The organism is Dictyobacter formicarum (genome assembly GCF_016587435.1).
Genome location: NZ_BNJJ01000007.1, coordinates 123271 through 144621, shown reverse-complemented (window position 1 = coordinate 144621; position 21351 = coordinate 123271). Strand labels below are relative to the sequence as shown.

The window sequence follows — 21351 nt, the reverse complement described above, 5'->3', positions numbered from 1 at the left end:
GTCTCTCCTTATGAGGCTGTAACTTTCTGTAGTCCCTTGCTGCTGAGTACGCTGTTCAATTGATCGAGGGAGAAGATCCCTGAGAGATCGGGTTTGGTTGTGCCCAGGAAGCCCAGAGCATAGGCGTTGTCCGCCGATTTAAACAGGGTTGAGGCCAGTGGATCATATGTGATGTCTAGCCGCTTGAACGACCCATCAACCGCTGAGTTTGACAGCGCTTTTCCGGTCAGCTTTTTCAACTGCTCATTGGCGATTTTCTCGGCCGCAGGCAGGTTATTGTTGATGTATTGTACTGTCTCCACATGGGCCTGTAGAAACTTCTGCACGATGTCGGGATGCTGGTCCAGGAAGTCTTTGCGCACGACTACCAGGGTTGTGATGAACTTGTTGTTGGGCCAGGTGCTGCGCTCATCCACAAAGATGGTGCCCTGTGCTTCGTTGACCAGGCGTGATGCCCATGGTTCTGGTACCCAGGCGCCATCGATCTGTCCCTGTTTGAACTCGTTGAGGATGTTGGCGTTATCGGTGGGCAGTATCTGGATGTCTCCGCCGTCATCCGTGCTCTTCAGGTTGTGTATCTGCAGATAGTGGCGCAGCGCGATGTCCTGCGTGCCACCTTTCTGTGGCGTGGCCAGCTTCTTGCCTTTGAGGTCGTTGGCGGTCTTAATGTTAGCGCCTGGACGTACGATGAATGATGCGCCGCCGCTCGACGCGCCAGCGATGATGCGCAAGGCATCGCCATGGCTCTTGACATACGTATTGATCGCGGGATTGGGTCCCACGTAGCCGATGTCGATATCGCCAGCGCTCAGAGCCTCCATCAATGCGGGACCAGCATTGAATGTTTTAGATGCGTCCAGGGTATTGTTGCCGAGCGCCGTCGCAAATGTCCCGCGAGCTACCCCGACCAGGGCGACGGCGTGGGTGATATTGGGAAAATAACCCAGATGAACAGTCACTGGTGAGCTACTCCCGCCATTTGTTGAGCCAGAGGCATTGCTGTCACCGCCACAGGCTGCCAGGGCCAGCGACAAGAGTAATATACATGCCAGCATGCGTGGGAAGCGATGCGATGATGCCTTCATAAAAATACTGCTCCTTCGTCCCTAATTCAGAGTAGGTGTATGAATGCCCGGATATCATGGCTCAAGCCCGCCTTGATAAGTCCTCTCTCTAGCATTGCCAGAGGTTGCCGGTCGCAAACAGAATACCTTCCCATCCAGCTTCGATATATGAGCCCATTCTCATAGCAGGAAATATTCTATACACTCACGAGATCGGATGTTCTCACTTTTGAACTGCCATAGTTGCGCTTGATAAATGTAACTATGTTTACATTCATGGTTGCTATTTGCCACAAAAGCCCGTAAATATGAAACCACTGTTACGATATTGTTTAGAGCTTACATGAGTTCGAATTAGAAGTCAATGTTTTTTGTTGATTTTCTTGATGAAGTTTGTCATCAATAGAAATTTTAACTATGAACGCCACCTTTTCAATGTATCTTTTACTCATAAAAAATTGTTATTGTTTAGATATGTAGTGGTTATAGATAGTAGCAGACAGCCTGATTAATCTGTTCGTTTCTTCTACAATCAGTAGTGAGCCCAGATCTTCCGGACAGAGCAGCCCAAAATGGGTATCCTGCTTCTGAGGTGGGGGAAATCGCTCAGCATTTATATGCATTGCTCTAGCTTGAATTCGTTTCCTTATGAAGAGTATGCGCGTCGGCGTAGCAGCGGCTCGCGAATTGCCGTTGCATCCAGCTTGCTCGCGCCGAGAAACCGAACGAATCGCGCAAACCCACAAGCCAATGCCTCCGCAAATGCCTCATTGTTGCCGAGAGCCTCATCCTCCAGCCACAAGCCCAGGATGACACATGTGTTGGTCGTCCGGTCGAGTTTGCTGTCGAACCGCGCGACGAGCCGGTCGCCCCACAAAATCGGCAACGTGTAATAGCCGATGACCTGCTTCACACGAGACGGTTGCCCCCAGGATCTTCAGGGATTCACAGAGGACGTGTTGGCGTTGGTTTCGCTTTTTCGTAGGCTTGGTTGCTTTCCTCTCTTCGACAAAGCGCAGCTTTTCTGCCAGATTGACCGTCCCGAGTGGGCGCAGGAGCTTGCCTCGATCCTTCTTGGTTTGGCGTTGGTCCAGAATGAAACGCCCCAACCCTGGGATCGAGATCCAGTGACTGCCAACGGTGAATTTGTCGTTGGAGAGATAAAAGGATTCGTGCGATGTTCCCTTTTTCTTGAATCGGGGATACTCCGCCCGGCCAGCAAAGAAGTTCGCATAGGCTTTGCCCAGATCATCGAAGGCCCCTTCCACCACGCACTTGGTGACCTCACCGGTCCAGGGATAGGCTTCATGCCGCATCGCATTGAACTGCTTCTTGAGGGCGAAGGCATTGGGCGTTTTGAGCACGCGCTGCGCTTCGGGAACCGCTTCCTGCTCCTGTTTATACGCCTGATACTGCTTCTCCCACTGTTCGCGTCCCCAGTTGTAAATGAAACGTCTGGTGCCACAAGCGCGTTTGAGATACGCCACGTGTTCAGGCGCGGGGTTCATTCTGATCCGGTGCGCGGTTTTCATCTGTGAGGGCCTTCTCTAATACGTTGCGATAGGTGCGTAGTCCATACAATGACAGGCCGCTAAAGCTGATGTCCTTTTTGAGTAAGAAGCGATCAGTCTCGTCTTCGTCGCTCTCGCGAATAAGATGCGCGGGCGCGACCGTTTCGGTCAGTGCATATGCGCGCTCAAAACGGTCGCGATGGTGTGTCATCACTTCACCAGTGCACCACAGATAATACAAGGCGAGCGCGCTGTCCTTGCGGCCGCGATAATTTTGCGTTCGTGTGCGTGTTGCCATGGCAAAGTCGCGGTTGCCCACGATGCCACGTTCGTGCAAGACGGCTCGCATTTCGACGATGGCATCAGCGTGGTCGCGGGCTATGGCGCGGAGCCGCGAGCCACTATCGCGCTCGCGGCGCATGACCACGCGCCAATACGGCAGTTCGTCCATCGCTCGGACGGCTAGCCAGTTACCCCAATCGAAGAATTTGCGCTGCTGATATGTCACGTCCTCCCACATGCCAGGCGTGTAATCGAGCACGCGGCTGTGCAGCTTGATGTCGTGGCTGCGAGCGATGATGTTCAGCGGGTCGAGTTGCAAGTACTCCATCGCGCGCATGGTCTGCTCGGTTCCCTCGATGCCTCGCCAGCGCCGCCCGGGCCACAAGCCCTGCTTGCCGAGGATGAAGCGACGGGCTATATCGATGTTGATGGTTAGCATGATGACCTGCCTTTCAAAACGTAGTAAAACGTATTCACCACAGTTTTAATTGCTGCACTTGGGTCGGACAGGAAGCCTCCGTGACTTCTACGCTGTTTTGATCCGCCTGCAGCACACCGCACTCTTCTCGGGCGGCTATGCGCGTATATTCGATTGTATGGCTGGTTGCTAGCAGGCGTGGCTAGAAGAGCGTTGGCGTTTCTACCAGTGGACTCAGCTTGCGCGGCGTGCCATCGTGTTTGAAGAGATAGGGATTGAGTTCTCCGTCTTCGTTGGTGGGAGTTAGTCCGGCTTCGTCGATAAAGCGGGAGGCGACGGCGTCGGTGCCGCGATAGCGCAGTAGCGAACTCAGGAAGAGTTGCTTTTGTGCGCGCGTAAAAGCTACATAGGCCAGGCGCCGCTCTTCGGCCATGCCGGTTATGGAGATCGGCCCATCCTCTGCCAGGGTGTACGAGCGGCGGTGTGGGAAGATGCCCTCGGTCATGCCCATGACAAAGACCACCGGGCTCTCCAGCCCCTTGGATTTGTGGATGGTCATCAGGCTGACGCAGTCGCGCTTATTCTTATTGTTGTCTTCAGCCTGTTCTTTGAGCCGGGTCATGGCCTGGAGGAAGTGGCGGATTGTATGATGCTTCTGGGCAATCTGAATCAGCTCTTCGAGCTCGTCGTAGCGGGCTTCGAGCTTCACTTCTTCGTGATGTGTTGGTGCCTCGGCCTCTTCTTCTGTATTCTCTCTATGCTTGCTATCATAGTGGCGCAGATGGACATCGTAGGCGAACTGGCGAATGTGTTTGATGGCTTCGGCCGGATTATTATTGGATTTTGACCACAGACGCTTGATCAGGGCGACCAGATCTTTGACGCCCAACTGGTGCTCTTTAGGGATGGTGTAGGCATGTTCTTCGCAGTACTGGAGCAGCGGGCGTCCGCTGGCATGAGCGGTCAGGGTTCCATAGAAGCTGGCATTAAAGCGGTGCGAGGTCTTGCCGGTGCTGGCAAAGAATTCTCGCGATGGAATATTGGCCACGATGCGGAAGGCCGTATTCTGTTCGCCGCAGTGTACCGGAGTAAAGACGTCATCCCATCTTTGCGGCTCGGGACTGTTGCGCGAGGCTAGAAAGTCCTGGTGAACACGTACGCCATCGATCAATGCGAGGTATGCCAGGATGTCGCGCGTGGTTTTGCGTTTGAAGAAGGACGAGCCGCCGGCTGCTCGATAGGGAATACGCTTGCGTGCCAGGGCGATTTCCAGCGAGGCCAGGTGGTGGTTCGTACGTGAGAGCACAAAGATATCTTTATACGACAGCCCCTCCTGGTGCTCTTTCCACGTGCGCTGCAGACGATCGATGCGCTCAGCGATCCCCTCGGCCTCCATCTCTTGATCCTCATAGGCTGTCACCCAGACGGGTGCGCCATCGGGCTGAGTCGAGCGCAACATTTTCTCGAAGCCCGGCGTGATGTCGTTATGGCTGATCAGCTTGTTGGCCGCTTCAAGGATCTGGGGCGTCGAGCGATAGTTATGCTCGATGCGATAGATTTTTCCTTTCGGGTACATGGTCTTGAACGAAAGGATCGAGGCCTCTGGACTGGCGCCGCGAAACTGGTAAATGGCCTGGTCGGGATCTCCCACCACCACCACGTTCTGCTTAGGGGCTGCCAGGTACTGGATCAGCTTATATTGCGATGGATTGGTGTCCTGCGTCTCATCTACCTGCAGGTACTGGTAGCGACCCTGCCAGGATTTACGGTATTTGGGACTGCCTTCCAGCAAGTTGAGTGGTATATAAATCAGGTCCGAGAGATCGTAAAGCTTTTCTTTCTTTTTGGTCTGCTCATAATTGATGAAAAAATCTTGATAGCGGGCGGCCAGTTCCACACCGATGCTCATATCTGTGCGGAAGAAGTCAACGGAGCTCTCAGGCTGGACCATGGCTTCTTTGGCGCGATCGATGGCGGCTAACGCATCGGTAATCTCGACATCCCAGTTCATGCCACGGCTGCGATTGCTGCGCCAGGGCCGGATAATATCTTCAGCTAACCACTGGCGCGGATCGCCACTGATCAGTTTCTGGTTTAATTGTTGCGGTGTGAGTTCAAGCTTCTCGCGTAACATCTGGTGTCCCAGGCCGTGGAAGGTCACTACGCGCAGTGGCTTGATCTCCTTCACGGTCATGCCGCGAGCGCGCAGCGCTTTGGAGGCGCGCTTCTCCATCTCGTCGGCGGCGGCACGCGTGAATGTGACACAGAGAATAGACTCAGGTGTGACCCCCTCATCTGCCACCAACCGGACCAGACGCTGTACAAGAATCGACGTTTTGCCGGTACCTGCCGCCGCAATAAAGGCTGCGGGCCCGTCGGTATGGGCAATCGCGTCCGCTTGCTGGGGGTTGGCGCTGAACGACGGTGTGGCGCTTATTCGTGTTTTTGTCTTTGGTCTTGTTGCCTGAGAGGACATTCAACAACTCGCTTCTCTAAGTATTTTTTTTACAGTTTTGCCGAAAAGTTTCGATCTGTACTATAGCAGGTTCAATCGCAGAGAACAAGTTAATGCCCTTTTTGGATGTACATTTGTTCTTATTTTCTCCGCTATCTTTATTATTCCAGCTTTTTATTCCGATCAGGAAATTTCTACAACATTTCCTTTTTGCTTTGATATTCACAGGTTGGTCAGGGCATGTTTGAGAAATTGCTGGTAGCTTTCCTGGTAGGCTCTGGCCCGCTCGGGTTGAGGGACGCCGTTGCTATGGATGCCGGGGGCGACTGCGGCGGTGGCCCGGGCATCGGACCAGTGGCCACTGGCTATGCCTGCCAGCAAGGCGGCTCCACGCGCTGAGGCTGAACTGGTGTCGACCAGTAATAGTTCGCGGTTGAGGATGTCTGCTAGCATCTGGCGCCAGGCGGGATGGACGCTGCCGCCACCGGCCAGGCGTAAACTGCTGCTCTCTTGCGCGCCTGGTAGTGCCTCAAGCGCCAGGCGGACACCAAAGGCCACGCCTTCGAGGGCGGCGTGCAACATATGCGCTCGCTGGTGGTGCAGGCGCAGGCGCAGGAAGGCCCCGCCGTGATGGTTCGCTGGCTGATGAGCTCGTTCCCTGGTCAGGTCAGGCAGAAAGATCAGTCCTTCTGCTCCCGGTGCTACGGTTGCGGCGCTGGCATACATCTCTTCCCAGCTGGCATTAAGCGTCTGTCTGACCCAATCCAATACCAATCCCGCGTTCTGCACGGCCGCCATGCTATACCAGTTGCTTCCATCGGCCGCCCGGTAGAAATGGGTGCGTAAGCTGTCGTCTGGTCGGAAGTCGGAGCGCAGTTGGATGATCTGGGCTCCAGTGCCAAGCGTAAGTTGGGTGACGCCGGGTGATAGCAGGCCGGTCCCCAGGGCCGCTGCGGCCGTATCGGCAGCGCCAGTGGCGATTGGCAGCCCGGCCGGCAGCTCAAGCTCTGTGGCGGCTTTCTGCGTCAGTGTGCCTGCCTGAGCGCCAGCAGGAATAATAGAGGGGAAGAGCGCTCGGTTCAAACCGAGTCCTGCGATGACCTCTTCGTCCCAGCGATTTTGAGATAGATCATACAACAGGGTTCCAGAAGCATCACTGGGATCGGCGGCCGCCTGACCGGTTAATTGCCAGCGTAGCCAATCCTTTGGTTGCAAGGCCCAGCGCATCGCCTGGTAGTTTGCGTTTTCGTGCCGGGCCAGCCAGCATAGCAGCGGTCCCGCCATGCCCGGCAACAGTGGATTGGCCAGGCGCCTATTTATATCACCACCAAGCTCGAAGTAGTGGTATAATTCGCCCTCGGCCCGGCTATCCGCCCACAGCATAGCGGCCCGTACAGGTTGCCCTTGCTGATCGGTTGGAACCACGCCGTGCATCTGACCCGACAGGCCCAGCGCCTGAATCCTGGCCTGCGGCACCTTCGTGCGCACTTCTCGCACCACCTCAACCGTTGCCCGCCACCAGTCAGCTGGATCACTCTCGGCCCATCTACTTTGAGGAGATCGCACCGCATAGTCTACCTTACTGGTACCCAGCGTCTGACCTTGCTCATCCAGAATGATCGCCTTTACCGAGCTTGTTCCCAGGTCGATGCCTAAGAATGCCATAAATTACCTCCTCTTCAGGGAAGAACGCTCTACCTGGTCCCCTGCTAAATAGTGATCCCGCAAAACGGAATAATTCTATATTATATTGCCTTCTTCTCAGCTTACTTTCGTTGACCGATGTAGCAGTCCTCTCGATGATTTTTTCTAGTGTTTCTCTCATCAATTCATTATAATATATACATGCGCATCTGGAGATAAAAGCATTGATTGTGCATAAATGCTAATTTTGTAACTCCATTGTCTATATGTGCTCTTTACGCTCTACCCGTTGAAATGCCTGGTAAAGTGAAATTATTCTATATAACATATACATTCACGAAAGGAAGAAGCGGAATGGATGATCGGCATGCTCTAAAAATGGAAGCGATGCTTGATGCGGTGGCTACGCGACCGGGCGTGACTTCCACGGCGTTGCGTGAGCAAGTTAGAGACTATGCTCAACGCTTGAGCCTGGATGCCTCGGCTGATCCACTGAATGTGCCACCGGAATTAGTCGCGTATGTGCGCAATGTCACCTTTCATGCCTACAAAGTGCTGGATGAGGATATCTTGTCCTTGCAAAAGGCCGGTTATTCTGACGATGCGCTGTTTGAAATTACGCTTAGCGTGACTATGGGGACCGCTCGGGCGCGCCTTGAACGTGGTTTGAATGCTTTGCAGGAGGCAGTTGAATGAGATTACATTGTCTTGAGGAATGTTTACAGGGTGAGAGCGTTTCTGATATTCGGCGTGTACTTACCTACCGATCAGAGTTTTTCGGCACCCCCATGTCTATCCTGACCCAGGCTGTACTACGCGGACCCTCCTATTGGTCTGTGGGTGAGCGTGAGCTCTTTGCTGCCTTTACCTCGTCGCTGAATCGCTGTCCCTTCTGACTGGGTTCCCATGGCGCAGTTGCGTCTACGGCTTTAGATGCCGGGCTTGTGAGCGCGGTGATTGCGGATTGGCGGACCGCTCCGATTGATGAGAAATTGCGGGCAATGCTGGGTTTTCTGGAAAAATATACCTTGCGACCGGCCGAGATTGTAGCGGCGGATATGCAAAGTTTGCTGGCGGCTGGTATTAGCGAGCAGGCGATCCGGGATGCTTTGTATAGTAGCGCCATCTTCCAGATTATGAATCGGCTGTCTGACTCCTTTGATGTGGCCGTTCCGCCTCCCGAAGTTTTCGCACAGGGCGCCGCGGAAAGACTTGAGCATGGCTATTATCGTGCCTGAACCATAGTTACAAGGAGGAAAAGCGAGCTGGAGCAGCGCTCTACCTGTCAGATACCTGGTAGATAGAGTCCGCTGCTCTGTAGATGAGATGTACTCCACATCCATGCTGGCTCCTTTTTTATGTGGCCGATCCTCCTGGTTTGCTTTAATCCGAATGAGAAGAGAGGAGATGTTTCATGCGGCTTCCTCGTGCAACCTGCCACGGAGCTAATCCTCCTTTTCCTTTGGCATGAGCGTCAGCTCCCCGTGAGAGGAGAAAGACCACCATCTCGGTTTTCCCACATTTGACCGCACGATGCAAAGGAGTATCGCCCAGCTTATCTTGCACCTCGCTTCCTGCCCCACCATCCAGTAGCGCTTCCGCAACCCTAACATTTCCCCGTCGCGCTGCCATATGTAGCGCAGTGCAATGCTTCAGTTTTTCCTGAGCGTTGACGTGCGCTCCCCCTCGGACGAGAGCTCGTACGACATCTGCGCCATGGGCTCCATGAAGCGCATTGCCAACGAAATACAACGGAGTGCGTCCCAACTGGTCTCTTGCGTTTGGATCAGCTCCCAGTTGGAGCAAGAGTTCCACTATGATGGGGCTTCCCTGACTGACCACCTCGTGTAAAAGCGTGCGATCAGTGGCGTAACGCTCCTTCACCAGTTCAGGAGCCCTGACCAGCACCTGGCGCATATAATCCAGCAAAGCAGGCTGGCTGCTGCTGCTCAGTATCGCCAGGAAGCTCAGAAATGCAGCCCGGTCTCTCGTGAAGCAGGTTTGAACGGCCGGGGTTTCCAATCCTGTCAGAACAGCATCGGCATCTTCGCGGCGAACGGCGGCGATCAAATCTTCAAGCGCTCGTTGTTCCTGCCATCGTTGTGCGATCTCCAGGTGCACTCTGGAGATCTCCAGGTGCTTCTGGTCGCTGATGAACGGTTCCAAAGATGGAGAGGTCTCATTTGCTGCCTCAAAGGGCTGGTTGATGAGAAAGGCGGATGATTCTGCGAAGAACCAACGTAAGGCGCTGCGGGCAGGCTCCTCGATCTGCACTTCCTCAACTGCTCGATCCATCGCGTTCAGCCAGGCCTCTCTCTCCTGGTATCCGATGTGGAACCGCAGGTGGGTTTCTCGCAAACTCAACGACCAACGGCGTGGGGTATATTCGCATGGTCCACCAAAAAACTGAGTGAGAAAGGCAGCAAGCATCTCAGTAGGGCATTTGAAGTTGGATTTGAGGCTGGAAGAGTAGATCGAACGGAGGATTGGATCACCTTTCACTTGAGCATAAAAGGCAACAGCAAGTCCCTGGCACGCATCCCTTCCCCCAAGCATGTGATACAGATCGATATCTGGTCCATCGGTTGTTGTAGCGGGAGACAGCGGCTCAAAATCCATGTCGGTTCCTCATCCTTTCATAAAAAGCATCAAGCAGAATTCTTACTCTCTCGATGCGCTCGGTATCCTTCCAATCTTGCGAGTAAATCTTATTATACCAGCAAAGGGAGGATATCATATCAGGAAGCTTTCACGACTGATATACCGATTACGCTTGCTTATCACAGTCTTCACGTTCAGTCTGATACTATATACAACCAGGAAAGCAATCTATAGCTTTTTTTGTTGCTCCTATTGAAGGATAGTAGGAAAAATTACTTTGACTACCCGTATCTCCTATTGCACTATTTTATATACCGTGCAAAATGTGTACAATAATACAAAGAAGTAGTGCATTCATTTACTTAGGTGATATTTGTTGGTAGGAGAAATTCGTATGGATGGTCAGCATATATCAGTAACGCCTGTAACTGATGAGCACATACCTGCGATTGTAGAACTGGTGCGCGCACAGGAGTGTCGCTGGTACAGACTCGATCCCCGCTTGCGTGCTGTGCGCTCGGTTGAGCAGGTGACAGAGATGCTGCAGAGACATCGTAAGATGCAGTTACCGCCTGTAGTGGCGTTGGATGCGCAGGAGCGTGTCTGTGGTTATGTTCATCCAAAGGTCTGGCAGCTACACCCTAAAGATGGGTTGCGGGCTTTTTTTGCTGCGCGCAATGGCCTGGTGAAGTCGCTGGCTCTGCCTGATCCGGCTGACCCCAATGCTTTTCGTGTGGCGACTGCTCTTTTTTCTGCTTTGACACGCTTGTGGAGCGAGCAACAGGTATACGGCGAGATGATGCGTTGGCCCTGCTGCGATCCCTGGATGGCCTTGCTATTGCGCAAGCAAGGCTTCCTGCTTGACAGCGAACTGGCCTATCAACCGGTTCCGGCTACGCTTGCTCCTCGTTCTTTTCCATCCTCTGTTCATGCGCGCCTTGCCCGTCCAGAGGATGAGGAGGCGCTGCTCGCTTTGTTTACCGAGGAACTTCTTTTCCATGAGCCTTATACACCTTTTGTGCGCATGAACTCTTCGGTGGAGTGCGCTTTCCGGGATCGCCTGGAGTTATTCTGGTCGGGAAAGAGTGTTGAGAAGGGGGCGCCGATTGTGGTGGTGATTGAGTGGGATGCACAAATAGTGGCAATGTCAGAAAATGATCTGTACACGATTGAAGCTGAAGATGAAAGTGAGCCTCATTTTATGCCCCGTGGTCGCTATGGACACATTAACAATGTGGGTGTACGGCAAGCCTTTCGTGGTCAGGGTATTGGCCGCCTGTTGCTCCAGGCTAGCTTTGAATGTTTTGCCCATCTGCAGCTAGATGGCTATATTTTGTGGTTTAATCCAGCCAACCCGCTATCCAGCCAGTTCTGGCCCCGTATGGGCTTTAGTCCACTCTGGCGGACCTATCAACGCCATTATTCTGAGCGCTCGGGGCTACTTCTCTGACCGACTGTCTGGTTGTTATGCTCCCTTTCTTTTATTGATTGCGCTCCCTACAAATTTTTCTTTCCATTTCGAAATAATACTCTATTTTGGTTGTATATTCGGCATTTGCAACTTCCGTTTTTGGGTGGCATAAAGGTATCGTAGAGGTATGGGAGTAGAACGGGTTTTGAAGGAGGTTGCAGGTGCCTTTGATAATCCCATGTACCGAACGCTTTGTGCACGCTCTGGATGGGCTTAACTATACCGAACGTTCCATTGTGGTCAGGAAGATTCGCCTTTTTGTCGCGAATCCCTATAGCAAGTCTCTTAAAATACATCGTTATATGGCGCTGGACAATGTGTGGGAATTTTATGTCGATCGACGGATGCGCGTGCTGTTTGAGCGCCTGGAAGGTCAACCCCATTTAAGTGATGTGGGTTTCCATGCTATTTTAGACAAGGCCTGCCGTTATCGCTATACTTCTTATACATATGTTTTGCATGTAGAAGAAAATAAGTATCATTATTCTACCAGGAAGGAGTAGGTGGCGGCCTGTATGCAGCTATGAGATCTTTGTATTGGTGTTGATGAGCGGCCTTTGGGTACGGTTGCCACTGGCTGTGGTTATGAGTGCGCCTGGGGTGGTACGTGAGTGCGTGCCTGAATGGACTCCACGCTGTAAAATAAGGTATTGGATAGTGAAGAATGTGCTGATTAGCTTTCCCGGTTGTTTTTATTATCGTCGGGCCGTATAGAATAATATTAATGTTAATTGTGTAAATGTAGGTGCAGCGAAGAGGTTGAATGTTTAGGAATTTACGTGCGATCGAGATCGCAGAAGGCGCGCTGCTCGCTGATATTGCTGTGGCTTTTCAATTTATGGTGGCCTTTTTACCAGTTGGTGCGGGCTTTTTTGTGTTTCTGAATTTTGTGGTTTTCACGGTGCTCGTGCTGCGACGGGGTCTGTATGTCGCGGTAATGGGGATTATGGTGGCCATTTGTTTACTCTGTATCCTGATTGGTCCTCATGGTGCTACCTCGTTGGTAACTGAAGGATTGGCGGGCCTTTTCCTGGGCCTGACGATGAAGTATCGCTTGCCACATCTACTGATTGTGTTGCTGGGGGCGCTGTGTGGGTCGCTCTACTTATTCGTGCTTATTATTGGCGTGGCCTGGCTGACAGGCGTGCCGTTCGATACGTATGTGCGCAGTATGCACCGCGCCTATCAGACAATCCTGCCCATTATGGCGCTGGTAGCTCAACGCTTATGGCTGGGTGCGTTCTGGCAGCAGCATCTCTATCCTCTGGTGGTGGCGGTCGCCCAATGGGGTTTTGCTCATTGGATGATAACTTTCTATGTTGTTTTGTTCTGCTTCTTTATTCCGGCGCTCTTGATCATCTATGCCGTGGCTAATTCGTTTGTGCGCCTGCTTGGTTATGATATACGTCCTTTGCTGGAGGGCAAGGTTGGTCGCTGGGTTCATCGTTCGCGCCGCCGCGTGATAACATTTATCTTAAAAAGAAAGGCACGGGGACGACGATGGAGCAAAGCATGAGCACTTCCCCTTTGATTGATGTCCAGCAGGTGACATATACCTATCCTGTCCAGCGGCCCAAGGGGAGCGGTGAGCAGGCGTTGCAACACGAGCCCGCCTTACAGGGGATCAATTTGCAGATCCAGGCGGGCGAGTATGTGGTTATTCTGGGACACAATGGCAGTGGCAAGTCGACGCTGGCGCGCCATTGTAACGCGCTCCTGGTGCCGGATCATGGCCGTGTGCTGGTTGCGGGTATGGATACTCGCGATACGTCCAAGCAACGCACGATTCGTGAATGGGTGGGTATGATTTTTCAGCATCCAGACAATCAGTTGATCGCGACGGTGGTGGAGGATGATGTGGCCTGGGGACTGACTGTGCGTGGATATTCCGCCTCCGAGATTCGCGCGCGGGTATCTACCGCCCTGGAAGCGGTTGGTATTGCTCATCTGCGGCAGTTGCCTCCCCATCAACTGTCCGGGGGACAACGTCAGCGCCTGGCGATTGCTGGCATCCTGGCTCTACAGCCGCATTGCATCATTGCCGACGAAGCTACTTCGATGCTGGATCCTTTTTCGCGGCAGGAACTGGCCAGGTTGTTTGCCACGCTTCATCGCGATCTGGGCCTGACGATTGTTCAGGTGACTCACCTTTTGGAGGAGGCCGTATACGCCCAGCGGATTGTGGTGATGGAACAGGGCCGTGTGCTTGATGAAGGAACTCCGGGGCAGATCTTTGCGGACCTGGAACGGTTGCGTGCCCTTAAGTTGATTATACCTGATCCTCTGTCGCTGGTCGCGCGCTTGCGCCAGGCTGGCTTCTGCCTTGCACCTGAGGCGGTGACGAACGAAGAAATTGCACGGGAGATTGCCAATGCGTGATGCCATTATCCAGGTTGAACACCTCACCCATATCTACAAGGCTGCCCCTGTTGAGAAGAGGGCGCTGGACGATGTCAGCCTGGAGATTATGCGTGGGGATTGTGTGGCGCTGATAGGCTTTAATGGCTCGGGGAAATCGACGCTGGTGCAACACTTTAATGGCCTGTTACGTCCCTCCTCTGGCTCTGTACGCGTAGATGGCGTCGATGTCGGAGATCGCCATACAAACCTGCGGGCGCTCCGGCAGCGCGTGGGGATGCTATTTCAGTTTCCCGAATCTCAGCTGTTTGGACAAACGGTCTATGCTGATGTCGCTTTTGGCCCGCAGCGGATGAAGCTGGGACGGCACGAGATCCGCGCTCGCGTGAAAGGGGCTTTGCAGAGCGTGGGCTTGCCGCATGAAGAATATGGCCACCGTTCACCGTTTGCCCTGAGTGGTGGGCAGCGGCGACGCGTCGCCCTGGCAGGCGTGCTGGCGATGTCTCCGCGTATCTTAATTCTGGATGAGCCAACGGTGGGCCTCGACGGCGAGGGACGCGCGGAATTCTATTCCTATCTGCAGAAGGTGCGTATAGAGCAGGGAGTGACAATTGTCCTGGTTTCGCACGACATGTCCGAGGTAGCGAGCATGGCCAACTGGCTGTATGTCCTCCATCATGGTCGGCTGGTCATGCAGGGAGCTCCGCGCCAGGTGTTTGCCCGCAGCGAGCAGCTACGGGACTGGGATCTGGCTGTGCCTCCTCTCCATGAGCTGCTGGCCCATTTGCGCCGCCAGGGGATTGCGCTGCCTGTCGAAATATCCACTGTTGATGAGGCCTTCGACTTTTTGCAGACGCACAGACAGAAAAGCAGCTTCCAGGTTGTTTGCCCGGAAGCTGAGGCAGATCAACCTCGTCGCTAGAGTCAGTCGACCTGAAAATGATTGCTGCTCGTACACTGTTCTTTCCTGCGGTGGCAGGCCACATAGCAGTGCGAACGAACTGGAACGCACCGGCTACGTCAGCCAACGACCGGAGGTTGCAGCTAGTGAGCATGCAATAGCATCGTTCGATTATTCGAACATTTGTATTATACAACATTATGACACATATCTGTATATAATCAGGCGCTAAGTACTCTTAATATAGACCAGGCCATGAACGATTGTTCTGGCTATGTATGGAGTTGCATACCATTGCAATGTTGTGGAAAGTGATAGAATTGCATTGACATGCCAGTGCAGTAATTATAAAATAAGCAAGCCACAACCGATGGTGTGGCCTAAATAAGGAGAAAAAGAGTTCATGACCGTCTCATGCCGTCTTCGTATCTTGCTTGCTCAACTAAATCTGGAACGAGCGCAGCATGGGCAAGCTGCTCTTAGCCTGCGGCGCCTGGCCCAGGAAAGCGGCGTCTCGCAAAGTGTGCTGGTCGCGCTTCATACCGGGCGTAGCCAGCGTATTGATTACGCGACAATTGATCGGCTTCTCTCCTATTTTAGTCGTTTTTTACCCGTAACTATTGATGATTTATTGACCTGGGAGCCAGAAGTCGAGGCGAGCCGGGCGGATACTGCCCCGGCGGCCTTGCTTATGTGAGTTTTTGTGGAGGAGTAGTGCACTATGGCGGTACGTGATCTGATTTTTTATGGTAATCCTTTGCTGCGGCAGAAGGCCAAAAAGATCCATCGTTTTGATGCTTCGTTGCCAAAGCTGGCCCAGGATATGTTTGAGACGATGCATGCGAACAATGGTGCGGGATTGGCTGCTCCGCAGATTGCTCTATCGATCCGCTTCTTTGTGGTCGAGTTGAACGATCCCGATACCGATAAGCACTATAAAGTGGCCATGGCAAATCCTGAGATTATTAAAGCTGAAGGTGAGCAAGTCGGCCTGGATGGCTGTTTGAGCATCCCTGGCTACTATGGCGTCAATGTGCGGCGCGCGGCTCGCGTGGTGGTCAAGGGTCAGGATGTGCGAGGCAAGCCCATGCGTATTGACGCTCAGGGCTACTTCGCCTGGGCTTTGCAGCATGAGATTGATCATCTAGATGGTATTCTGTATCTGGATCTGCTGGAGCGACCGGAGGATCTGCGCCAGGTGAGCTCTGATGAGGCTGAAGAAGCGGCTGGTACGCGCTGATAGCTAATGTTTGGCAAGCTTCAATCGAAAGGACGATGTATGCGGCCGATACGTGGTGTTTTGCTGGATATCGATGGTGTGTTGCATGTGAGCATGCAGCCGTTGCCAGGGGCTGCCGAGGCCCTGACCTGGTTGGAGCAGCAGGGCTATGCGACCTGTTTTGTTAGCAATACGACGACGATGGCGCGGGCCGCCCTGGCTCGCCGTCTGCAACAGATTGGCCTGCCGGTGTCTGAGCAGCGGATGGTTACGGCTCCGGTGGCGGCGGCTCAGTATATTCGGCAGCATTTTCCGGGTAAGCGTTGCTGGTTGTTAACCAAGGGAGATACAGCGGTGGACTTCACGGGCATTGAACTGGTGGAGCACGACGCTGAGGTGGTGGTAATTGGTGGCGCGGAAGAGCTTTTGACGTACGAGGCGATGAATGAGGCCTTTCGTTGCTTGATGGCTGGGGCCCCCTTGCTGGCCTTGCATAAGAATATGTACTGGAAAACACAGCATGGCCTGCAATTGGATAGTGGGCCGTTTGTGAGAGCGCTGGAGATTGCCAGTGGGAAAGAGGCGGTTGTGCTTGGCAAGCCCACGGCGGACTTTTTTGAGCAGGCATTGCGTGCCATTGGTTGCGAGGCCGACGAGACCGTTATGGTCGGTGATGATATTGAGAACGACGTTGGAGGGGCTCAGAAGGCAGGTCTACGTGGGGTGCTGGTCTGTACCGGCAAGCACCGGGCTGATTCCCCCTTGCTGGCACATGTTCAGCCAGAGGCGATCCTGCCATCGCTGGCGGATCTTCCATCATGGCTTCAACACCAAGCCTGACAATGCCGCCGCCTTTGCTGTGATGACTGCGCAGGACGCGATTGCATCATCCTTGTTTAGCGGCGTGTGCCGAAAAAAAAGCGAAGCGATGAAAGAGACGCTCGCCCAGTGGTTTGCGTGGCGTATGGCCGACTACCACTGGCGCGTCCGTGTTCCAGACCTGTTCATGTAGCGAGATAAATTCTGTCACTTGTTTTTGTATCTGTTCTGGTAGCAGTTCGGAGACCAGCGACAGTGTAACGACGGTTGCCGCGTCAACCTCGATTCGCTTCAACGTAACATCGTTGCTCGCAGCCAGATCTTGTTCCAGGCTTGTTCTGGCTTCATCCAGATGTTGACTAATGCGCTTTACCCGTTGCGACTGTGTTTCTGCCATAGCAAAAGCTCCTCCTCTATCTCAAGATATCTAGCGCACCTCTATACAGTATACGTTCTAAAAGCAAAAATCGATAGTGATAAACATCAAAAGCGGCAAGTTTGCACACAGCACCGATCATTTTGGTTTTGTGTGCTGGCTTGAAATGATATACTGGCTGATAATGAACATATACAAGGATACGCGATACAGCTATGTTGGAAAAAATTTCTCTGGGTATCTTTTATCCTGGCACTAGTGTCATCCATCGATTGCAAGCACGTACCAAGCTGCTGATGATTTTCTGGTTGATTGGGACGTTGCTGATTGCGAACCATCGACAATGGCATTTTATTTCTTATATTGTGGCGCTTGGGCTGATGTTTGTTGGTTTGCTTGCCTCTGGCATTGCGCTGCGGGACTTCGGGAAACGCCTCTGGTTTCTGGTGCTGATCGTTTTTTCGAGCCTGTTCATCTCGATTTTTGGCGCGTCTAGCGATAGTCCGGTGATCTGGAGCCTGGGACCATGGCGGCCCAGCTATGCTAGCCTGAGTCAGGACGTACTGTGGCTGGGTACTGTTGTGCTGGCGTTCTTTGTGCTGACCTTGCTGCCACCATTGCGTGGCTGGTGTCAGCGCCATTTCTGGCTGCGCTTCATCCGTAGGCTGGCGCTACTGGCCGTGCTCGGTTCCTTGCTGTTTTTCTGGCTGACCAATGGTTTTGCCGCCAGCCGTCCCATGTCGGTTGGACCGCTTATTATTACCCAACAGGGAGCCTGGCTAACGATCGTCACCTTTGTAGCCTTCTGCGTGCTCTTTATCTCATCTACCCTGCTGACCATGACGACACGTCCCGTGGCGTTAATTGAGGGCCTGACCCTGCTGCTCTCTCCACTACGTCGCCTGAAATTACCCGTTGATGATTTCGCTCTCATGCTCCTGCTATCCTTGCGTTTCATTCCCACCTTGCTCGAAGAAGCTGATCAGCTCATGAAGGCCCAGGTCGCGCGGGGAGCTGATATCACCCATGGAACTGCGCGCGAACGCTTTCAGAGCCTCGCCATGTTCTTTGTGCCGCTGGTGCAGGGTGTTTTGCGCCGCGCCTCTGAACTGGCCACCGCCCTGGATGCCCGGGGCTATCAGAGCGATGGACCACGCACCCTGCTGTACGAACAGCCTCTCAGCCGCCTGGATTACCTGGCGCTCAGCCTTGTCATCCTCGTCACCACCATTCCTCTTTTCCTCTAGCAATAAAGGGGGAGAGCATCGTTAATATTTATCGTTCTCTCCCCTGATAGGTCAACATCTCCACCAGGAGGCGGACCGCGCGGCTGAGATAGGTCTGGCGGCGATATATAGCTATCACCGGGACTACCGTTTTCATCCCTGAATTAGCAGCATGTGTTTTTCTCAACCTCATAATCATTGGAATAAAAAAATCTCTACAGCATCTCAACATATTGTCAACTACATCTTATTTGATCTCTTGTACCATCATGTATGGGGAAAAGCGCTACCGGGAATGCGGTCTGGAGGGGCTCATAGTTCGCGTGTAGCGTGGGCATGGTACCGTGCTTGTTTCGCTTAGAACCAGGGCATGTGGACAGATCTGCTTGTTTGGTGCATAGGCACAGATCTTGTCTTCTCAGCCATAGAGCATCTGCAGTCAAGTCTGCTGGCCGGCAGTCTTGCTGTGAGGGCATTCTAGCGAACAGCCTGTATGCTCGGTGAAACGTTTCGGGGGGAACGTTTTATTGATGGCATCCGTAAACACGGAGTCCGGCGGATCCTTTCGTTCTTTAGGGATCCTTCACTCTGGGGAAACAATAAAGGGGGGTCGGTGCGACCCTCCTTTATGTTATTTGTGCATCTACTTCTTTTGCCATATCATCGATACTACTTCCGCATTGAATAATTTATAGATGAGATGAAATAACGAAAAATCTCTTGCGCTCTCTCCTATGTCTGGTAAAATGGCTGCTATGGCAGTAAAAACAACTTTTTCAGCACAAGAATTTAGAGAAATACTCTCATATTATAATTTAGGAGAATATCAGGGCTTCACACCTATCTCGCATGGAAGCGTACAAACAAATTTCTTTCTGCAGACAACGCAAGGTAGGTTTGTGTTCAGGTATTATGAAAATCGTTCCATCGGCTCCGTTTTATTCGAGAGCCATCTCATTCAATACTTGAAGGGCCAACAATATCCCTGTCCCGCTTTATTGCTGAATAGGCAGGGGGAAGCGGTCGGTATCTATCGCGAGAAGCCATATATTATCTTTGAATTTATTGAGGGGCAGCATCTCGAATATCCAGATGAGATGCAGAAAAGGCAATTCATTCAAGAGGTTGCTCAATTACAGAATATCACCAGGGATTACCAGCCTGTCAACAAAGATGATCGCTGGAACTATGATATTGATTGTGGCCGCAAATTAGCCCGACAGGCGGCGCAAAGGATTGACACCACCAATGCGCGAGAGAAACTGGCGTGGTTTGAGCATACATTGTCGCAACTTCAGTTGCCGGCATCGCTGCCCAGGGGCATCTGCCACTGTGATTTCCACTTCTCGAACATTCTCTTCAAGGACGGCAACTTTGCCGCCCTGATCGACTTTGACGATGCCAACTACACTTTTCTTACCTATGACCTTGCCACGTTGATCAATCCTTTTATCCCTGCCTTTGATTGGGATAGCTGGTCTGATTTCAAGCCGGGTGACAATATTTTTGATTTCAGCGCGGCCAGGGAAACCGTCCTGGAATATAACAGCTATCGACCGTTGAGTCCCGACGAAAAACAGTACCTGTTCGATGTCTTCAAATTGAGTATCATGTTCGATTGCGTCTGGTATTTTGAGCGCGGCAACGTCAGCGATTTTTTCGAGAAAAGAAAAATCGACGCCCTGAATAATCTAGGCAGAGATGCCTTTTATCAAGAAATTTTTGGCTAGCTACGCTGACCCATAAGTATGCTGCTGGGTCATCTCTCGAATTAATCCGATTCTAAAGATTAACGATAGGGCATGTTGTTGGGTAAGTTTGACACGAAAAACACAGAGGAGAGGCTACCGCAATCGCGTGGTAGCCCCTCCTCTGTGCTGTGCGAGCAATACGACCAGGATATTCTACTTTAGCAGGATGTGCGCGGACAGAAAGGCAGGTAAGATAAGAGCACGCCTGAAGAGAAGCGAGAGCAGGCAAGCTAAAAAAGGAAGAAGAGAATGACGCAGACACTAAAACGTACATTGGGCAAAAGTAAATTATCAGTCAGTGCACTGGGTCTGGGATGTTGGGCCATCGGAGGTGAGTTTACGATTGATGGGAGGCCGGCGGGCTGGGGTAATGTGGATGATGCGGAGTCGATGCATGCTATTCAACGTGCGCTTGAACTAGGCATCACCTTTTTTGATACCGCTGATGTCTATGGGTGCGGCCATAGTGAACGTATCCTGGGACAAGCGCTGGCGGGCAGAAGAAACGCGGTGGTCATCGCGACCAAGTTTGGTAATGTGTTTGACGAGCAGACGCGGCAGGGCGCAGGTCGTAATCTTACTCCAGAGTACATTCGTAGCGCCTGTGAGGCCAGCCTGAAGCGCCTGAACACCGACTATATCGACCTGTATGAAATGCATAGTACACCCGAGACGATGACAGAGACTGAGGATGTACTTGCTACGCTGGAAGAACTGGTCAGTGCAGGTAAGATCCGCTATTATGGCCCGAGCACCGATGATGTAGAGGTAGCACGATCCTTCGCCCGGGCGCCGCATTATACTGCTGTGCAGCAGCAGCTCAACGTTTTTGGCGGCAACGATGAGCTGATCGCGTACTGCGAAGCTGAAAACCTGGCTGTGATATGCCGTACGCCACTGGCGATGGGCATGCTGACTGGCAAGTATCAAGATGAGAATGCGCTGGCAGCCAATGATGTGCGGCGGCACACACCCTGGTGGGAGTACTTTAAAGCTGGCAGGATGCAGGAGTGGGTCGCCAGGGTCGAGGTATTGCGAGACATTCTGAGTTCAGATGGACGCACGCTGACGCAGGGTGCGCTTGGCTGGATCTGGGCACGTAGCAACCAGGCGCTTCCCATCCCCGGCTTTAAAACGGTCGCCCAGGTAGAAGAGAATGCCGCCGCGCTGCGCCTGGGTGCATTGAGCCAACAACAGATGCAGCAGATAGATACTTTGCTCAAGTCGACTTTCTAATCAATACCGACCTGCATCT

General features: G+C 52.7%; 20 protein-coding genes and 1 pseudogene. 14 read left to right on the top strand and 7 right to left on the bottom strand.

All coding sequences use genetic code 11. The features are described from left to right. Window positions 1-8 precede the first annotated feature (8 nt). The 3 genes and pseudogenes from JMI88_RS13840 to JMI88_RS13825 form a co-directional block, all read right to left on the bottom strand. Window positions 9-1085: an ABC transporter substrate-binding protein gene (locus tag JMI88_RS13840; RefSeq protein WP_201362455.1), complete on the bottom strand. Its 1077-nt coding sequence runs from the start codon at window positions 1083-1085 to the stop codon at window positions 9-11. Between the two features lie 830 nt (window positions 1086-1915). After that, window positions 1916-2596 (bottom strand): annotated as a pseudogene (locus JMI88_RS13830) (helix-turn-helix domain-containing protein); the annotation flags it as partial. Continuing rightward, entirely contained in the window at window positions 2556-3185 is a 630-nt protein-coding gene (locus tag JMI88_RS13825; RefSeq protein WP_373323845.1) for a DNA glycosylase AlkZ-like family protein, read from the bottom strand. The gene JMI88_RS13825 and the pseudogene JMI88_RS13830, both read right to left, overlap by 41 nt. On the opposite strand from JMI88_RS13825, the gene JMI88_RS13820 reads away from it, so the two are divergent. Beyond that, complete coding sequence (locus JMI88_RS13820; RefSeq protein ID WP_201362452.1) at window positions 3123-3293, top strand: hypothetical protein; 171 nt, start codon at window positions 3123-3125, stop codon at window positions 3291-3293. The genes JMI88_RS13825 and JMI88_RS13820 overlap by 63 nt on opposite strands. Before the next feature lie 184 nt (window positions 3294-3477). Here JMI88_RS13820 and JMI88_RS13815 read toward each other — a convergent pair whose 3' ends face one another. Then, the gene (locus tag JMI88_RS13815; RefSeq protein ID WP_201362451.1) at window positions 3478-5751 is read right to left on the bottom strand and encodes an ATP-dependent helicase; all 2274 of its coding nucleotides are present in this window, start codon (window positions 5749-5751) and stop codon (window positions 3478-3480) included. 201 nt (window positions 5752-5952) lie between these two features. Continuing rightward, a complete protein-coding gene (gene xylB / locus JMI88_RS13810; RefSeq protein WP_201362450.1) occupies window positions 5953-7395 on the bottom strand; it encodes a xylulokinase in 1443 nt (480 codons plus the stop codon). Between the two features lie 333 nt (window positions 7396-7728). Between xylB and JMI88_RS13805 the strand changes: the two genes are divergently transcribed. Further along, window positions 7729-8070: a hypothetical protein gene (locus JMI88_RS13805; RefSeq protein ID WP_201362449.1), complete on the top strand. Its 342-nt coding sequence runs from the start codon at window positions 7729-7731 to the stop codon at window positions 8068-8070. Then, window positions 8067-8612 (top strand): peroxidase-related enzyme, encoded by a 546-nt coding sequence (locus JMI88_RS40375; RefSeq protein ID WP_201362448.1) that lies wholly within the window; start codon window positions 8067-8069, stop codon window positions 8610-8612. Before JMI88_RS13805 ends, JMI88_RS40375 begins: the two co-directional genes overlap by 4 nt. A gap of 145 nt (window positions 8613-8757) precedes the next feature. On the opposite strand, the gene JMI88_RS13795 is transcribed toward JMI88_RS40375, so the two are convergent. After that, window positions 8758-9993, bottom strand: a complete 1236-nt coding sequence (locus tag JMI88_RS13795) for an ankyrin repeat domain-containing protein (RefSeq protein ID WP_201362447.1) — start codon at window positions 9991-9993, stop codon at window positions 8758-8760. Between the two features lie 376 nt (window positions 9994-10369). Between JMI88_RS13795 and JMI88_RS13790 the strand changes: the two genes are divergently transcribed. From JMI88_RS13790 to JMI88_RS13755, 8 genes are all read left to right on the top strand, one after another. Then, the gene (locus JMI88_RS13790; protein ID WP_201362446.1) at window positions 10370-11425 is read left to right on the top strand and encodes a GNAT family N-acetyltransferase; all 1056 of its coding nucleotides are present in this window, start codon (window positions 10370-10372) and stop codon (window positions 11423-11425) included. A gap of 182 nt (window positions 11426-11607) precedes the next feature. Further along, window positions 11608-11949 carry a hypothetical protein gene (locus tag JMI88_RS13785; protein WP_201362445.1) on the top strand — a complete coding sequence of 114 codons (342 nt, stop codon included), beginning with the start codon at window positions 11608-11610 and terminating at the stop codon, window positions 11947-11949. A gap of 260 nt (window positions 11950-12209) precedes the next feature. Next, window positions 12210-12962: a YybS family protein gene (locus tag JMI88_RS13780; protein ID WP_201362444.1), complete on the top strand. Its 753-nt coding sequence runs from the start codon at window positions 12210-12212 to the stop codon at window positions 12960-12962. Next, window positions 12959-13825 (top strand): energy-coupling factor transporter ATPase, encoded by an 867-nt coding sequence (locus JMI88_RS13775; protein ID WP_201362443.1) that lies wholly within the window; start codon window positions 12959-12961, stop codon window positions 13823-13825. Before JMI88_RS13780 ends, JMI88_RS13775 begins: the two co-directional genes overlap by 4 nt. Further along, entirely contained in the window at window positions 13818-14726 is a 909-nt protein-coding gene (locus JMI88_RS13770; protein WP_201362442.1) for an energy-coupling factor transporter ATPase, read from the top strand. The genes JMI88_RS13775 and JMI88_RS13770 overlap by 8 nt, the downstream gene beginning before the upstream one ends. Window positions 14727-15108: 382 nt before the next feature. Beyond that, a complete protein-coding gene (locus JMI88_RS13765; protein WP_201362441.1) occupies window positions 15109-15402 on the top strand; it encodes a helix-turn-helix domain-containing protein in 294 nt (97 codons plus the stop codon). A 24-nt stretch (window positions 15403-15426) separates the two neighbouring features. Next, window positions 15427-15945 (top strand): peptide deformylase, encoded by a 519-nt coding sequence (def, locus tag JMI88_RS13760; RefSeq protein WP_201362440.1) that lies wholly within the window; start codon window positions 15427-15429, stop codon window positions 15943-15945. A 39-nt stretch (window positions 15946-15984) separates the two neighbouring features. After that, the gene (locus JMI88_RS13755; RefSeq protein ID WP_201362439.1) at window positions 15985-16764 is read left to right on the top strand and encodes a TIGR01458 family HAD-type hydrolase; all 780 of its coding nucleotides are present in this window, start codon (window positions 15985-15987) and stop codon (window positions 16762-16764) included. Between the two features lie 46 nt (window positions 16765-16810). On the opposite strand, the gene JMI88_RS13750 is transcribed toward JMI88_RS13755, so the two are convergent. Beyond that, complete coding sequence (locus tag JMI88_RS13750) at window positions 16811-17140, bottom strand: hypothetical protein (RefSeq protein ID WP_201362438.1); 330 nt, start codon at window positions 17138-17140, stop codon at window positions 16811-16813. 194 nt (window positions 17141-17334) lie between these two features. Here JMI88_RS13750 and JMI88_RS13745 point away from each other — a divergent pair, with 194 nt between their 5' ends. The 3 genes from JMI88_RS13745 to JMI88_RS13735 all read left to right on the top strand — a co-directional run bounded on the left by JMI88_RS13745 (window position 17335) and on the right by JMI88_RS13735 (window position 21332). After that, the gene (locus tag JMI88_RS13745) at window positions 17335-18366 is read left to right on the top strand and encodes an energy-coupling factor transporter transmembrane component T family protein (protein WP_201362437.1); all 1032 of its coding nucleotides are present in this window, start codon (window positions 17335-17337) and stop codon (window positions 18364-18366) included. A gap of 713 nt (window positions 18367-19079) precedes the next feature. Continuing rightward, window positions 19080-20075: a homoserine kinase gene (locus JMI88_RS13740; protein WP_308438820.1), complete on the top strand. Its 996-nt coding sequence runs from the start codon at window positions 19080-19082 to the stop codon at window positions 20073-20075. A gap of 270 nt (window positions 20076-20345) precedes the next feature. Beyond that, window positions 20346-21332: an aldo/keto reductase gene (locus tag JMI88_RS13735; protein WP_201362435.1), complete on the top strand. Its 987-nt coding sequence runs from the start codon at window positions 20346-20348 to the stop codon at window positions 21330-21332. Window positions 21333-21351 lie beyond the last annotated feature (19 nt).

Coding starts and splice junctions, on each gene's coding strand:
- JMI88_RS13765 (WP_201362441.1), top strand. CDS start 15,109: ATGACCGTCTCATGCCGTCTTCGTATCTTGCTTGCTCAACTAAATCTG.
- JMI88_RS13745 (WP_201362437.1), top strand. CDS start 17,335: ATGTTGGAAAAAATTTCTCTGGGTATCTTTTATCCTGGCACTAGTGTC.
- JMI88_RS13805 (WP_201362449.1), top strand. CDS start 7,729: ATGGATGATCGGCATGCTCTAAAAATGGAAGCGATGCTTGATGCGGTG.
- JMI88_RS13750 (WP_201362438.1), bottom strand. CDS start 17,140: ATGGCAGAAACACAGTCGCAACGGGTAAAGCGCATTAGTCAACATCTG.
- JMI88_RS13735 (WP_201362435.1), top strand. CDS start 20,346: ATGACGCAGACACTAAAACGTACATTGGGCAAAAGTAAATTATCAGTC.
- xylB (WP_201362450.1), bottom strand. CDS start 7,395: ATGGCATTCTTAGGCATCGACCTGGGAACAAGCTCGGTAAAGGCGATC.
- JMI88_RS13755 (WP_201362439.1), top strand. CDS start 15,985: ATGCGGCCGATACGTGGTGTTTTGCTGGATATCGATGGTGTGTTGCAT.
- JMI88_RS13740 (WP_308438820.1), top strand. CDS start 19,080: ATGTCTGGTAAAATGGCTGCTATGGCAGTAAAAACAACTTTTTCAGCA.
- JMI88_RS13825 (WP_373323845.1), bottom strand. CDS start 3,185: ATGGAGTACTTGCAACTCGACCCGCTGAACATCATCGCTCGCAGCCAC.
- JMI88_RS13795 (WP_201362447.1), bottom strand. CDS start 9,993: ATGGATTTTGAGCCGCTGTCTCCCGCTACAACAACCGATGGACCAGAT.
- JMI88_RS13780 (WP_201362444.1), top strand. CDS start 12,210: ATGTTTAGGAATTTACGTGCGATCGAGATCGCAGAAGGCGCGCTGCTC.
- JMI88_RS13790 (WP_201362446.1), top strand. CDS start 10,370: ATGGATGGTCAGCATATATCAGTAACGCCTGTAACTGATGAGCACATA.
- JMI88_RS13770 (WP_201362442.1), top strand. CDS start 13,818: ATGCGTGATGCCATTATCCAGGTTGAACACCTCACCCATATCTACAAG.
- JMI88_RS13815 (WP_201362451.1), bottom strand. CDS start 5,751: ATGTCCTCTCAGGCAACAAGACCAAAGACAAAAACACGAATAAGCGCC.
- JMI88_RS13775 (WP_201362443.1), top strand. CDS start 12,959: ATGAGCACTTCCCCTTTGATTGATGTCCAGCAGGTGACATATACCTAT.
- def (WP_201362440.1), top strand. CDS start 15,427: ATGGCGGTACGTGATCTGATTTTTTATGGTAATCCTTTGCTGCGGCAG.
- JMI88_RS13840 (WP_201362455.1), bottom strand. CDS start 1,085: ATGAAGGCATCATCGCATCGCTTCCCACGCATGCTGGCATGTATATTA.